Origin of the sequence: Macrococcus animalis, assembly GCF_047425875.1 — a bacterium.
Classification (GTDB): Bacteria; Bacillota; Bacilli; order Staphylococcales; family Staphylococcaceae; genus Macrococcoides; species Macrococcoides animalis.
The window spans coordinates 1948374-1963552 of sequence record NZ_CP179727.1 but is presented as its reverse complement, the minus strand read 5'-3'; the positions used below and the strand labels follow the sequence as shown (position 1 = coordinate 1963552).

At 35.4% G+C, this 15179-nt stretch carries 12 protein-coding genes; 5 read left to right on the top strand and 7 right to left on the bottom strand.

The window, feature by feature from the left end:
- Positions 1-16: 16 nt before the first annotated feature.
- The gene (locus ACMGE9_RS10385; RefSeq protein WP_414042696.1) at positions 17-625 is read right to left on the bottom strand and encodes a lysophospholipid acyltransferase family protein; all 609 of its coding nucleotides are present in this window, start codon (positions 623-625) and stop codon (positions 17-19) included.
- Positions 626-804: 179 nt separating this feature from the next.
- On the opposite strand from ACMGE9_RS10385, the gene ACMGE9_RS10380 reads away from it, so the two are divergent.
- On the top strand, positions 805-2034 hold the full coding sequence (locus tag ACMGE9_RS10380; protein ID WP_414042695.1) for a S1C family serine protease: 1230 nt from the start codon (positions 805-807) through the stop codon (positions 2032-2034).
- Positions 2035-2136: 102 nt separating this feature from the next.
- On the opposite strand, the gene ACMGE9_RS10375 is transcribed toward ACMGE9_RS10380, so the two are convergent.
- The 3 genes from ACMGE9_RS10375 to tyrS form a co-directional block, all read right to left on the bottom strand.
- Positions 2137-3003, bottom strand: a complete 867-nt coding sequence (locus tag ACMGE9_RS10375) for a TPM domain-containing protein (protein ID WP_414042694.1) — start codon at positions 3001-3003, stop codon at positions 2137-2139.
- On the bottom strand, positions 3003-3596 hold the full coding sequence (locus tag ACMGE9_RS10370; RefSeq protein ID WP_414042693.1) for a LemA family protein: 594 nt from the start codon (positions 3594-3596) through the stop codon (positions 3003-3005). The genes ACMGE9_RS10375 and ACMGE9_RS10370 overlap by 1 nt, the downstream gene beginning before the upstream one ends.
- Positions 3597-3712: 116 nt before the next feature.
- The gene (gene tyrS, locus ACMGE9_RS10365; RefSeq protein WP_414042692.1) at positions 3713-4969 is read right to left on the bottom strand and encodes a tyrosine--tRNA ligase; all 1257 of its coding nucleotides are present in this window, start codon (positions 4967-4969) and stop codon (positions 3713-3715) included.
- Positions 4970-5362: 393 nt separating this feature from the next.
- On the opposite strand from tyrS, the gene ACMGE9_RS10360 reads away from it, so the two are divergent.
- Positions 5363-7759, top strand: a complete 2397-nt coding sequence (locus ACMGE9_RS10360; RefSeq protein WP_414042691.1) for a transglycosylase domain-containing protein — start codon at positions 5363-5365, stop codon at positions 7757-7759.
- 158 nt (positions 7760-7917) lie between these two features.
- Here the strand turns inward: ACMGE9_RS10360 and ACMGE9_RS10355 are convergent, their stop codons facing one another.
- Together ACMGE9_RS10355 and acsA are read right to left on the bottom strand one after the other, a co-directional pair.
- Positions 7918-9585: a formate--tetrahydrofolate ligase gene (locus tag ACMGE9_RS10355; RefSeq protein WP_414042690.1), complete on the bottom strand. Its 1668-nt coding sequence runs from the start codon at positions 9583-9585 to the stop codon at positions 7918-7920.
- 104 nt (positions 9586-9689) lie between these two features.
- Positions 9690-11402, bottom strand: a complete 1713-nt coding sequence (acsA, locus tag ACMGE9_RS10350; RefSeq protein ID WP_414042689.1) for an acetate--CoA ligase — start codon at positions 11400-11402, stop codon at positions 9690-9692.
- Positions 11403-11546: 144 nt separating this feature from the next.
- Here acsA and ACMGE9_RS10345 point away from each other — a divergent pair, with 144 nt between their 5' ends.
- From ACMGE9_RS10345 to ACMGE9_RS10335, 3 genes are read left to right on the top strand one after another with little or no spacing between them, the layout of a single operon-like run.
- Entirely contained in the window at positions 11547-12179 is a 633-nt protein-coding gene (locus ACMGE9_RS10345) for a GNAT family N-acetyltransferase (RefSeq protein ID WP_414042688.1), read from the top strand.
- 9 nt (positions 12180-12188) lie between these two features.
- On the top strand, positions 12189-12827 hold the full coding sequence (locus tag ACMGE9_RS10340) for a CBS and ACT domain-containing protein (RefSeq protein WP_414042687.1): 639 nt from the start codon (positions 12189-12191) through the stop codon (positions 12825-12827).
- Positions 12824-13960, top strand: a complete 1137-nt coding sequence (locus ACMGE9_RS10335; RefSeq protein WP_414042686.1) for an acetoin utilization protein AcuC — start codon at positions 12824-12826, stop codon at positions 13958-13960. Before ACMGE9_RS10340 ends, ACMGE9_RS10335 begins: the two co-directional genes overlap by 4 nt.
- A gap of 158 nt (positions 13961-14118) precedes the next feature.
- On the opposite strand, the gene ccpA is transcribed toward ACMGE9_RS10335, so the two are convergent.
- Entirely contained in the window at positions 14119-15108 is a 990-nt protein-coding gene (gene ccpA, locus ACMGE9_RS10330; protein ID WP_414042685.1) for a catabolite control protein A, read from the bottom strand.
- Positions 15109-15179 lie beyond the last annotated feature (71 nt).

The following is a 15179-nucleotide window of genomic DNA, read 5'->3' as shown; positions in this document are numbered from 1 at the left end:
CGAAGCGTAACAAATGTTACGCTTCGTTTTTTAATGTTTGAATTAATTCTTTTGTTCTTGTTTCTAATGTAGCAGTAATGTGATCTATAGCTTCATTTTTTTTATGTGCTGCAATAAAGCTTTGGCTATCAATCGGTTGATCAAACTTAATGTAACATTTGTCTTTTCCAAAAATAACATCTTTAAAACTATTTGGTCCTTCATATGCTGCAGGTAATATTTTTGATTTACTCATCACTGAAATTGTTGCTGCACCTTTTTTCATGGGTGCATTATCTTCTCTACGCCCACTAGGAAAAATACCTACGATTTTATTTTCTTTAATTAATTTTACAGGCGTTTTAATTGTTGATGGCCCCGGATTATCTCTATTCACAGGAAATGCATTACATGACCTAAAGAATCGGTCTAATAATTTTCCTTTGAATAATTCTTGCTTCGCCATATAGTGAACTTCTTTTGGATATAAAGCCATCGCAAGAATAATAATCTCAACCATACTTCTATGATTACAAGTAACAATAAAAGCTTCGTTTTGAGGAATATTTTCCTTACCTATTACTTTTACTTTACGTAATACTATATTTGTTACTAAATAAATAATCGTTGCCAAAAATTTATACATCAGGTAGACTCCTTATCATTTTAAATGACTTTTTATTTATTTTATCATAAAGTATATACATGACGATAATTTTTATGTATTTAAATATTTTGTGAACTTAAGGGCTATTATATGAATAAAATAAGTAAAAATGTTATCTTATTTTATTATATTTATATTTTTTATAAGGGGGAAATATTATGGACAAATTTGAAGGGCAAGAAAACAATACATATGAATCCACACAATATTATACAGAACCAACGAATAGTAGTTATAAACAAAAGAAAGGACCAAGTTTTCTTAAATTATTGCTTGCAGCGATTTTAGGTTCTGGTTTAACAATCGGTGCGATGCAATTACCGCAATTATTCTCTCCACAAAACGATGCAAATAATAATCCAGCAACTACACCTATTCAAGTTGACCAGAAATCATCAGGTAATAATGTGCAACTTGCCGATATGTTAGAAGAAGTGTCTCCTGCCGTAGTAGGTGTTATTAACATGCAACAGGCCAACAGTAGCATATTTGATATACTACGTGGAGAAAGTGGTAGTACAGAAGAAACGCCAGCTGGAACAGGATCAGGCGTTATTTATCAAGTATCTGATGATGAAGCTTATATCGTAACGAATAATCATGTTGTTGAAGGTGCTAAAGACTTAAAAGTTCGTCTATCAACTGGAGATACAGTAGATGGCACTTTAATCGGTAAAGATGCATTAACAGATATTGCTGTCCTTAAAATCACCGGTAATTATGATATCAAACCTATTCCATTCGCAGATTCATCTAAAATCAGAGTTGGGGATACAGTTTATGCGATTGGAAACCCACTCGGTGTAGAATTATCAGGTAGTGTAACGGAAGGTATTATTAGTGCAAAAGAACGTACGATGAAAGTCGAAACATCGGCTGGCGAATCATCCGTAAAAGCGATACAAACAGATGCAGCGATTAACCCTGGTAACTCTGGTGGTGCTTTAATTAATAATCAAGGCCAATTAATCGGTATTAATACTCTGAAAATTTCAGCAGATACAGTTGAAGGATTAGGATTTGCTATACCTTCAAACGATACGAAAGTTTTAATCGACAAACTTGTCAAAGATGGTAAAGTTGTACGTCCATTTATGGGTCTTGCATTAGTAAGTGTAGAATCAGTCCCTTCAAACTATTTGAATGAAATGAAAGTAACAGTGAATCATGGCGCTCTCGTAGCGAGTGCTGATGAAAAAGCTGGAAAAGTATTCAAAGAAGGTGATGTTATCGTACAAGTAGAAGGACAAGATGTGAAGACTGATGGAGATGTGCGTAATTACATTTATAAGAACAAAAAAGCTGGAGATAAAGTGACATTTAAAGTGATTCGTGAAGGTAAAGAAAAAGAAGTAGAACTTACTTTAAGAAGTACGGAAGATAAATAAAAAGATGTTAAGGCTAGCGATATTTACCTCTAATGCTAGCTACTGACTTATAAAGCTATAGAAAAAAATGAGCGACACTTCAAAAGTGTCGCTCATTTTATATTAGAATCCTCTACCGGCACCGCCACCGCCAAAGTCTCCTCCGCCGAAACCTCCGCCACCGAAGCCTCCGCCACCGAAGCCTCCAGATGAGAATCCTCCTCCAAAACCGCCTCCAGTTGGGAAGAAGATGACAGGTCCTGATGAACGTCTACGTCCACCACTACCGCCGCCTCCACGGCCGCCACCCATAAAGATTGAGATGACTAGATATAAAAGAAATAAACCAATTAATATTTCAAATACGCTAATACCTTCCGTACTTTCATCTACCATCGGGGTATCTCGCGTATATTTTTCACCATCAAACCCATAACTTTCACTGACTTCATCAAAAATGGCATTGTATAACTTACCTAACCCTTGAGCGTAAAGTGCCTTGCTTTCAGCACTTTCACCTTTTGGATCGACAGCTAAAGCTTTTTGAACATCAGGCATTGCGTACTTATCAATCATGGCACCGACTTTAGCATCATTTAAGACACCTTCTAATCCGTATCCAACTTGGACTTCAATACCTCTATTTCTATACTCGTTACCGTTATCTAAATTGAAAAGAATAACGACACCATTTCTTTTTTCTTTATCTCCGACACCGTACTCTCGTCCGGCACGAAGTGCATAATCTCCTCTTACTTCTTGCCCTATTGTCGGCATTGTCATGATTAAGATTTCAGCTGTTGTTCCTTGTTGTAGTGTTTTACCACGTTGATTAATGAAATCTTTTTCATTTTGTTTAAAAATTCCGACATGGTCCTGAACAAAAATCGGTTGCTCAAGCTTTGGCAAAGGTTCAGCTGCACTAACCGGTAAAGTAATGATGAAGATTAAGAAAGTCGCGATAAAAATCGCGAACTTTTTCTTAAACATTATTTTGTTTCCTTATCAGCATTAAAATCAATACTTGGTGCTTTGTTTGCAGCTTCATCCGCTTTAAAGAATTCTTTCTTTTCAAATCCAAGTAATCCTGCATATAATGCAGCTGGAAAACTTCTGACAGCTTTATTATAAGTTGTAACAATATCATTGTAATCGTTACGTGCAACTGCGATACGGTTTTCTGTGCCCGCCAATTCATCACGTAGACCTGTAAACTGTGTATCTGCTTTTAAGTTTGGATAATTCTCTTGGATCGCAATTAAACGACTTAATGCTGAGTTTAACTCTGCATTGGCATTTGCTTTCGCTTCCATAGATTCACCTTTTGCAGCACCAGCTAATTTAGCACGTGCATCAGATACATCTTTAAATACTTTCTCTTCATGTTTTGCATAACCTTTTACTGTTTCAACTAAGTTAGGAATTAAATCTAAACGTCTTTGTAACTGAGTATCAATTTTTGCTTCTGCATTTTGAACATCTGCATCTAGTCCAACTAATTTGTTATAAGGACCGATTAACATACTTCCAATAATTAATAATAAAACAACTAATCCGATAATAGGTATTAATAATTTTTTCATATCATTTCTCCTTTTATGTAAGTATTTATTATTACCCTTTAATTACGTCTATAAACCCTTTCTATAAAAGAAATTAAAAGAGATGAAGTACTGATCAGTACTTCATCTCCATAGTATTATTTATAAGTCACCATAAAGTACTTCTTCTTACCGCGACGAATAATAGTAAACTCATCTTCAATCTTATCTGCAGATGTGATTTCGTGATTTGTATCCGTCACTTTTTCACCGTTTAATGAAATCGCACCGTTTGTAACATCTTCACGAGCTTGACGTTTACTTGGTGCAATCCCCGCTTCGATTAATACTTCTACGATATTTGTATTAATTACTGTCTTTTGAGGTACATCTTTAAAACTTGTACGTAATTGATCCGCCGTTAAAGCTTTTAAATCACCTTTGAATAAAGCATTTGTAATGTTAATTGCTTCTTCTAAAGCTGCTTCGTCATGCACATATTTCGTTACCTCTTCACCAAGTTTCTTCTGAGCTAAACGTAAGTGTGGTTCAGTCTCTACTGATGTTTCTAAAGCATCAATTTCCTCTTTGCTTAAGAATGTGAAATATTTCAAGAATTTTATCACATCGCTATCAGGTGTATTGATCCAGAATTGGTAAAACTCATAAGGGCTAGTCTTCGTACGATCTAACCATATTGCCCCACCTTCTGATTTACCAAACTTCTTACCGTCAGACTTTACAACTAAAGGCACAGTCATACCAAACGCTTCAACTTCACCGTACATACGACGCATTAATTCTAAACCACTCGTAATGTTACCCCATTGGTCACTCCCACCAATTTGAAGCTTCACGTTATGTTCTTTGTTTAAATGACCGAAGTCAATCGCTTGAAGAATTGTGTAAGTAAACTCTGTAAATGAAATACCTGTCTCTAAACGAGATGCGATACTATCTTTACTTAATAAGTAGTTCACACCTACGTGCTTTCCGTAGTCACGAAGGAACGTTAATAAATCAATTTGACCTAACCAATCTTTATTATCTACGCGCATCGCGCCCGTTTCGCCGCCAAAATCGAATAATTGTTCCATTTGTGCACGAATACCATCTACGTTGTGTTGTACTTGCTCTAACGTCTGTAAGGTACGCTCGTCCGTACGACCCGATGGATCTCCAATCATACCTGTTGCCCCACCGATTAATACGACTGGACGGTGACCATGTTGTTGGAATCTCTTTAATGTCATGAAAGGTAACAAGTGACCAATATGCAAGCTGTCTGCCGTTGGATCAGTTCCGCAATATACACTAACACTCTCCTTATTTAATAATGCTTCAATTTCTTCAGGATGAGTCTCTTGATAGATTAAACCTCTCCACTTTAATTCTTCTAATAATGCATTTGCCATCTTTGTTCCTCCTCTAATATTTATTGTTTAAATCAACGATATATAAAGGTCACTTATAATGAATAAAGTCAATCATAAAAAAAATAAAGAACACCCCTACAATTAAATGTAAGGGTGCTCACGCACGGTACCACCATACTTATGATATCAATCATCACTTATTAATGAAAAGGTCATTATCCTTAAGGTCATTATGATTAGGTGTATTCATGCTTCCATTGCTTAGTTTTCACCAACCACTAAGTCTCTAAATTCAATGTGCCACATTACTTCTCCTAAAAACCTTTATATTCGTTTCAATTTAAATTATGATACTAGTGTAAACAATAGATTCAATAACGTCAATACCCTGAAATTATGATATACTAAAAAAATATTCAGGAGGAATTTTGTATGCCGAAAAAACAACGCCAATTATTCAAACCTAAAGAAAAAAAAGAAAATATAAAATCAACATTTAAGTCGATAGAATTCACACCTTACGTATGGTTTCATGGTATTTACGAAACTTTAACACGTACTGTCTTGTTCTTATTGATTACGGGCCTTTTACTTGGTACTTTACTGTTAGGTCTCGGCACAGGTTATTTCTTAGCACTTGTTAAAGATGAGCCTGTTAAGAACATTGCTTCCCTAAAAAAATCTTTATACGAAATGACTGAAAGTACAACCGTTTATTTCGGAACTGGGGAGTCACTAGGCACGTTAAATGCTGATGTTCAACGGGAAGTAATAAAATACGATAAGATGAGCCCTCATGTTATCGATGCGTTAATCGCGACTGAAGATGAAAATTTCTATAAACATAACGGAATCGTACCGAAAGCATTTATTCGTGCAACCGCACAAGAATTCTTAAATACGGGAGTAACAAGTGGTGGAAGTACATTAACACAGCAATTGATTAAAAATCAACTCTTAACTAACGAAACTTCATTTAAACGTAAAGCAAAAGAAATGATGTTATCATTTAAAGTCGAGAAAACTTTATCTAAAAAAGAAATCATCGAAGCTTATTTGAATGTCGTAAGTTTCGGTCGAAATACAAATGGTCAAAATATTGCCGGTATACAAGCAGCTGCGCGTGGTATTTTCGGTGTAGATGCTAAAAAGTTAAACATTGCTCAAGCTGCATATCTTGCAGGTATGCCACAAAATCCATATACATACACTCCTTTCTTGCAAACAGGTAAAGTAAAAAAAGAAAAAGATCTTACATTTGGATTTGAACGTCAGCAATATGTACTGCAACGTATGTATCAAGAGAAAAAAATTACGAAAACAGAATATGAGCAAGCAAAGAAGTTTGACTTAAAAAAATCTTTCACTAAAGATTTCATCGCACCAAACGAGCAATACCCATTTTTAACGCAAGAAGTGGAATCTCGTGCGATTGATATATTAAAATATATATTCGCAGAAAAAGATAATATTTCACGACAAGAATTAGATGAAACACCAGTATTAGAAGAAAAATATGTTGGCATCGCTAACCGTGCTATCAGAAACAATGGTTACATCATCGATACAACAATACACAAAAAAATCTTCGACACAATGGATCAAATTAAATCGAATCCTAACTATTATTCTTATGCGAGGAATGCAACCGTCAATGGCAAAGAAAAACCGATTAATATGGAAGTTGGCGTATTATTAAAAGAAAATGATTCAGGAAAAATTCTGTCATTCATCGGTGGACGTGACCATAAAGATTCTCAAAATAACCATGCGACTAAAACAAAACGTTCACCAGGATCTACGATTAAACCATTATTAACATATGCTCCTGCAATTGAATACGGTATGACAGCACCTGAAGCAGCCCTACTGGATAGAAAATTTGATTATAATGGCTATTCACCTGAGAACTATGCACGCATGGAATATAACGTAGTAACAACGCGTTATGCATTAGAGAACTCCCTGAACTTAAGTACATTACGATTATACTCAAGCATTATGGACAGAAAGCCTTGGGAACTACTGCAAAAGATGAACTTCAATATCCCAGCATCTGAACAAGAGAATTTATCATTAGCACTCGGAGCAACAGATATTACATTAGAAAATAATGTTGATGGCTTCTCTACTTTAGCGAACAAAGGGAACTACCAAGAGAGCTATATGATTGAGTCAATCAAGACTCGAGATGGTAAAGTCATTTATCAACATAAAGCGCGTCCAGTACGTGTATACAGTCCAGAAACAGCCTATATAACAACAGACATGTTACGCGGCGTATTAGATACAGGAAGTGCCTATCAACTAAAAGGTACATTTATGTATAACCAAGATTGGGCTGGTAAAACTGGTACAGCACAAGAAGGTAAAGATAGTTTATTTATTGGTTATAACCCGAAAGTCACAATGGGGATTTGGATGGGATATGATGTCCCAACTTCTTTCGATGAAGAAAACCATTACCAATTGAAGTTATGGCGTGATATTGCGAACCAAATCACGACACAAGATCAATTGCAAATGGGTGTTGGACAAATATTTGAACAACCTGCAAGCGTTTCTAAAATCGAATTGTGTCAATATACAATGGCTAAAAAAGGCGAATGTGATGGCACTGAGCCTGTAAAAGAAAGTCTTGTTTGGGAGAAAACAGATACGATGAAGAAAAAACTCGATGACAGAAAGGTATTACTGCGTATGGGTGAAAAACTAGATAATGATACGAAGAAAAAGATATCATCTAAATCAAGTGCAGCAGATAATCTTTCTAAAGCAAATCAAAATGCCAAACCGACGAGTGATAAGAAGAAAGATAACGAAAACTAATCAAAAAACTCTAGCTAAGTAAAATTTAGCTAGAGTTTTTTGATACTAATACTATTTGATACAAAAATATTACACTTTAAATTTTAGATAAAAAAACCAGCAGTTCGAATTAAAATTCGAACTGCTGGTTTTAAAATAAAAATATCTTTTCATTAATATTAGAATAATCCTACTGCATTACCGTCTGCATCTACATCCATTTTCAACGCTGCAGGTTCTTTAGGTAAACCTGGCATTGTCATAATGTCTCCTGTTAACGCTACAATGAATCCTGCACCTGTTTTAGGGATTAATTCACGAATCGTAACAGTAAATCCTGATGGACGTCCTAATTTCGTTGGATCATCTGAGAATGAATATTGTGTTTTCGCCATACATACTGGGTACTCATTCCATCCATTATCAGCAATTGTTTTTAATTGTTTACGTGCTTTATCAGCAAATACAACATCATCAGCACCGTAGATTTTTTGTACGATTGTACGGATTTTTTCTTCTACTGGTAAAGATAAGTCATATAAAGGTTTGAAGTTTTGCTCAGTTTCTAATACTTCAAGTACTAATTTAGCAAGCTCAACGCCGCCTTTTCCACCATGTTCCCAAACTTCAGTTAATGCTAATTTAACACCACGCTCTTTTGCCCAGTTTTGAACAAACTCACGTTCAGCATCTGTATCTGTAACGAAGTTGTTTAAAGCAATCACTGGTTCAACACCAAATAATTTTAAATTTTCGATATGTTTTTCTAAGTTTTGAATACCAGATTTTAAAGCTTCAACGTTTTCATTCGCTAAGTCAGTTTTCGCTACGCCACCATGCATTTTTAAAGCTCGAATTGTTGCAACTACTACAATTGCATCCGGTTTAATTTCAGCCTTACGTGCTTTAATATCCATGAATTTCTCAGCACCTAAGTCAGAACCAAATCCAGACTCAGTTACAACGATATCAGCTAATTTACGCGCAGTCTTCGTTGCGATTATTGAGTTACATCCGTGTGCGATATTGGCAAATGGTCCTCCGTGGATTAACGCTGGTGTTCCTTCAATCGTTTGAACTAAGTTTGGTTTTAATGCATCTTTTAGGATTAACGTTAAAGCACCTTCGACACCTAATTCTTTAACAGTAACTGGTTTACGATCATAAGTGTATCCAATTGTCATATTACCTAAGTTCTCTTTTAAGTCGGTAATGTTATTTGATAAACAGAATACTGCCATGATTTCAGAAGCAACTGTAATATCAAATCCATCTTCACGTGGCACCCCTTTGAAAGGTCCCCCAAGTCCAACAACAACTTGACGTAAAGTACGATCGTTCATGTCAATGACGCGTTTCCATTCAACACGACGAGGGTCGATATTTAATTGATTACCTTGATAAATGTGATTATCAATGAAAGCTGCTAATGCGTTATTCGCTGTCGTGATTGCATGTAAATCACCATTGAAGTGCAAATTAATTTCTTCCATTGGTAATACTTGTGCATGACCACCACCAGTAGCCCCACCTTTCATACCAAATACAGGTCCTAAACTTGGTTCACGTAATGCAACCATTACACTTTTCCCTAATTCTTTGAATGCATCAGAAATACCAACCGTTACTGTCGATTTACCTTCACCTGCTGGCGTCGGGCTCATTGCAGTTACAAGTACAACTTTACCTTCTTTATTTGTTGTCACTTTCGCAGTATCAATTTTAGCTTTAAAATGGCCATAAGGTTCAACTGCATCTGCTGGAATTCCTGCCTCTTCAGCAATTTCAATAATAGGTCGAACTGTCGCTTGATTAGCGATTTCTAAATCTGATAAATATTTAGTCATTTTAACATTCTCCTAATCTAAAAAGTGTCTTTACTATTTAATAATAAGATAACGCTTTCAAGATGTCGAATAATTACACATATTTTTTAAGTACAATTTACATTTTAATCTTCCATAGTCGATAAGTCACCCGTTGGCAAATCTAATTCCCATGCTTTTAATACACGTCTCATAATTTTACCTGAACGTGTTTTTGGCAATTTATCTTTAAATTCAATTTCACGTGGAGCAGCATGAGCTGCTAAACCTTCTTTCACAAATACACGAATCTCTTCTTTTAATTCATCACTTTCTTGATATCCTTCACGTAAAGCTATAAATGCTTTAATGATTTCACCACGAATTGGATCGGGTTTACCGATAACACCAGCTTCTTGTACTGCTGGGTGCTCTACTAATTTCGATTCCACTTCGAATGGGCCAACACGTTCTCCTGCAGTCATAATAACATCATCAACACGACCTTGGAACCAGAAATAGCCATCATCATCCATATAAGCACTGTCTCCAGAAATATACCAATCACCAGGTAAGAAATAAGATTGATACTTCGGCTCGTTATTCCAAATTGTCTTCATCATAGATGGCCATCCAGCTTTCATAGCTAAATTACCCATTCTGTTCGGTGGTAATTCTTTTCCTAAATCATCCACAATCGCAGCTTGAACACCTGGAAGTGGTTTACCCATAGAGCCTGACTTAATGTCCATATCTGGGAAGTTAACAATCATGTGACCCCCTGTTTCTGTCATCCACCAAGTGTCATGAATACGAAGGTTAAATACTTTATCTCCCCACTTCACAACTTCAGGATTTAAAGGCTCCCCAACCGATAAGATATGTCTTAAATGTGTTAAATCGTATTTCTCAACTAACTCATCGCCCGCACCCATTAACATACGGAAGGCTGTTGGCGCAGAATACCAAACTGTTACTTTAAACTCCTCCAATGTTGCATACCAACCTTCAGGTGAGAATCTTCCACCAACAATAACATTCGTAGCACGATTTAACCAAGGTGCGAAGATACCATAACTTGTTCCAGTTACCCAACCTGGATCAGCGGTACACCAATAAACATCATCATCTTTTAAATCGAGTACGTAATGACCTGAAATATAATGCTGTATCATAGCATTTTGTACATGTAATACTCCTTTAGGTTGGCCAGTTGAACCTGATGTATAATGCAAAATTAATCCGTCATCACGTGTTAACCATTCCGTTTCAAAGTCGATAGACGCATTTTCGAAATGTTGATTGAAATCTATGTACTGATCATCAACAGTATCATCAATCACAACGATGTGTTGTAAGTTTGGCAATTCATCTTGCGGAATACGTCCGAGTAAACTATTCGTCGTAATAATTACGCTTGCTTCACTATTTTCTAAACGATCCTTTACTGCTTTCTCCATAAATGCTTCAAATAATGGTCCTACGATTGCACCAATTTTTAATGTACCCAGTAACGCAAAATATAATTCTGGAGAGCGTGGCATAAAGATGAATACGCGATCTCCCTTTTTGACACCCGCTTCTTGAACTAATACATTAGCCGCTTTATTAGAATTCTCCACCATATCTTTATATGTATATCTCTCATTACGGTTTGCATCTTTATATAATAATGCAACCTTTTCACCATGACCTTCTTCAACATGCTTATCTATACATTCGTAAGCCATATTTACTTTTCCAGTCGTTGCCCATGAGAAATGTTGTTCAATGTCTTTCCAATCAAAGTTTTGATAAGTACTGTCATAGTCTTTCATGTTATGGTGACCTTGAGTTGCTTTAAAAATTTCTGTTTTCATAAAAAAATCCCCCTTGTAAACGTTTTCATTATTCCCTAACTTATTATATAATAAAATTAACTGATAATTCAAAAAATATGATAATTTTTATACATACTTTTATAAAAATGCTAATAAATTATCAAGAATACACAAGGAGGATGCATGAATCATATCAAAACTTACAACAAAATTGTCTATGAAACCAATGAACAAACGTTCATCATAGAAGGACCTGTTAACGGCAAAACACTTCAAAAATACACATTTGATAAAGGACTTGTTGCTTTTAGACGTCCAGATGAGCAATTTGAAGCGATTATAGAAATTGCCGATTTAGAAGAAGGTCGTATTATTATATGTCGTGATGGGATCAATATTATCGGTTATACAACTTATCTCTATCCAGATCCAATGGAAAGGTGGTCTCATGGTAATTTAGAATTCATATTAGAACTCGGTGCGATTGAAATTAGTAAAGATTATCGTTCATTAGGCTTAGGTAGTGAAATGTTACGTGTGGCCATGATGGATGATGCGATGGAAGATTTTATTGTAATTACGACAGAATATTATTGGCACTGGGATTTAAAGAATAGCGGTCTTGATGTCTTCCAGTATAAAGATATTATGCAACGTATGATGTCTAGTTGTGGCATGAAAGTATATTCTACAAATGATCCAGAAATCACGAGTCACCCTGCGAATTCATTAATGGCTAGAATTGGAAAAAGAATTAATAATGATCAAATACAAGCATTTGATAATTTAAGATTTCAAAATAGGTTTTTTTTATAGGAGGTTAACATGTTAGTAGAACGAATTATGACGAGCCCATGTATAAGCTTTAGTTCAACAGGTACAATAGAAGAAGTCATCAATTTAATGAATGAAAAGAATATACATCATGTTCCCATCGTAGACGACAATATGAAGTTAATTGGGATTATTAGTGATCGTGATGTTAAACAAGCATTACCATCAAACCTAAGTGAGCGTTCAAATTTAGAATTAAACGTCCCCATCACAAAAATTATGCAGCAACATGTTATTACGTGTCATCCACTTGACTTTGTTGAGGAGATTGCACTTGATTTCTACCATGAATCCATTGGCAGTATACCAGTTGTAAAACGCGGTAAATTAGTTGGTATCGTAACTGCTAAAGATATGTTAAATACTTTTATTGAATTAACAGGTGTTACTACACCAGGAACTACAATTCAAATTCAAATTCCTGATATTCCTGGTAATATTCATGAAATAACAGAAGTATTTCATCGATTCAAAATTGGGATAGAAGGTATTCTTGTATTTCGTGATAAGAATAATCCAGGTAAAAAAATCGTCAGTTTAAGAATGCTTTCGATGCATCCGCAACAAGTAATAAAAGAACTTGTTGCAAAAGATTTCGAAGTCTATAATCCTATGGAAAATAGCCTATGACGATATTTGTATATGATGATGCATTACTAGAATATCGATTTAGTGACGATCATCCTTTCAACCAAATGCGCTTATTATTGACGAAGACGCTTCTGGAATCTTGTCACTTACTCAAAAGTACCGATATTATTAAACCGCGCGTTGCAACTGATGAAGAACTATTACTTGGACATCAAGCAGAATATATACAAGCTGTAAAAAAAGCGAGTAATAATTCACTCAGTAACGAAGATTGTGAGAAATTCGGTTTAAATTCAAATGATACACCTAATTTCATGGATATGCATAATAAGTGTGCCTTGCTTGTAGGTGCAACACTTACTGCAGTTGATGCTGTTATGACAGGTCAGACTAAGACTGCATGTAACTTTGGTGGTGGTTTACATCACGGATTTCGTGGTCGAGCGTCTGGATTCTGCATTTATAATGATTCTACTGTTGCAATAGAATACATTAAACAAAAATATCAACAACGTGTTTTATATATTGATACGGATGCCCATCATGGAGATGGTGTTCAATTCTCCTTCTATAACGATAGTGACGTATTTACATACTCAATTCATGAAACGGGCCGTTACTTATTTCCAGGCACAGGGAATGTGCATGAAAAAGGGGATGGCGATGGTTATTTATATTGTATGAACTTACCCATTGACGCATATACTGAAGATGAATCATTCATTCAAACGTTCGAAGTAAGCTTAAAAAAAGCTTGCGCATTCTTTAACCCTGACATAATACTCAGCCAAAACGGTGCCGATGCGCATTATTTAGATCCATTAACTCATTTATCTGTAACCCATAAAACATTTCAGCAAATTCCACAAATCATTAATCAATGTGCACAGAACTATACTGATGGTAAGTGGATTGCTATTGGTGGCGGTGGTTATAATATTTTTCAAGTCGCACCACTTGCTTGGGCACAAGTTTATAATGCAATGGAAGGAAATGAACCACTTACTGGTGATATTCCAAAAGATTGGGTTGAACGTTGGCAACCAAAATCAAAAATTAAAATTCCAACGAATTGGAATACTGATTTAGAAAAATATGAAGCGATACCGAGAAGATTAGATATCGAAGAAAAAAACGAGCAGACACTTAAAAGAGTAATTATGCATTACTAAAAGATGGAATAAAAGTTTTAATCCTCTTCTGATTAAGAGACTAAACGGTAGAACAGAAATTGCCACTATGACAAAAACCGATCAAAACTTTAAATCAAAGATTTAATAGTTTCGATCGGTTTTCCTTGTGGTAGAACGCTTCAGTTCCTGCCACTCTATTATTTTGTAGTGCCTCGGTAAACAATACTATAAGGCAACGTTACTTTTGACTCTTCAATGGGTTCTTCATTCATGTATTTCGTTAATAAACGCATACCTACTGCCCCGATATCATATAGCGGCTGCATCACACTTGATAATTTCGGACGTACCATCTTAACTAGACGCGTATTATTAAAGCTAATCACTTGTAAGTCATTTGGAATCTCCTTACCATCATCTTGAGCTGCATGAACAATACCAATAGCTTGCTCATCACTGATACACATAATCACTTCAGGTTGTTTGTCCTTGATAGCTTCATATGCTTTCTCGCCATCCAAATACTGTTCTTGACCAATATAAATTGCATCTTCATCAATTGAAAGCCCATTTGCTGCTAATACTTCTTTTAATCCTTTAAGAATATCTATTTGAGCCTTTTCTGAGTAGCCTCCGCCAACAAATGCAAATTTCTTCACACCTTGTTGAATAAACTTCTCGGTGATTTCTTTACTTGCATTCACATAATCGATATTCACTGCTGGTAAGCTTGCATCTAAATCATGTGTACCAGAAACAACGACTGGTACTGAAGATGTCTTAATGATATCTGTCGTTTCCTTAGAAAGTGTTCCTCCTAAGAATATAATACCATCGACTTGCTTAGATAATAAGTTATTGAAGATATCTTGCTCTTTATGAGCATCGTTATCTGAATTAGAAATAATGGTTTGATATTTATACATTGTTGCAATATCTTCTAATCCTCGAGCTAATTCTGAATAATAAATGTTTGAAATATCAGGAATAATAACTCCAACTGTTGTAGTTTTCTTACTTGCTAAACCTCGTGCAACTGCATTAGGTCTATAATTTAATTTCTTTATAACTTCATTGACTCTGTCTCTTGTCGCTGGCTTTACGTTAGGGTTGCCGTTCACTACACGGGAAACCGTTGCCATAGAAACTTTTGCTTCACGCGCGACATCATATATTGTAACTGTCATTGTATCCTCCTGTAACCGTTTTATTTATTATTCTATCACGTTTTCATAACTTTTTCATATATCAAGTTATG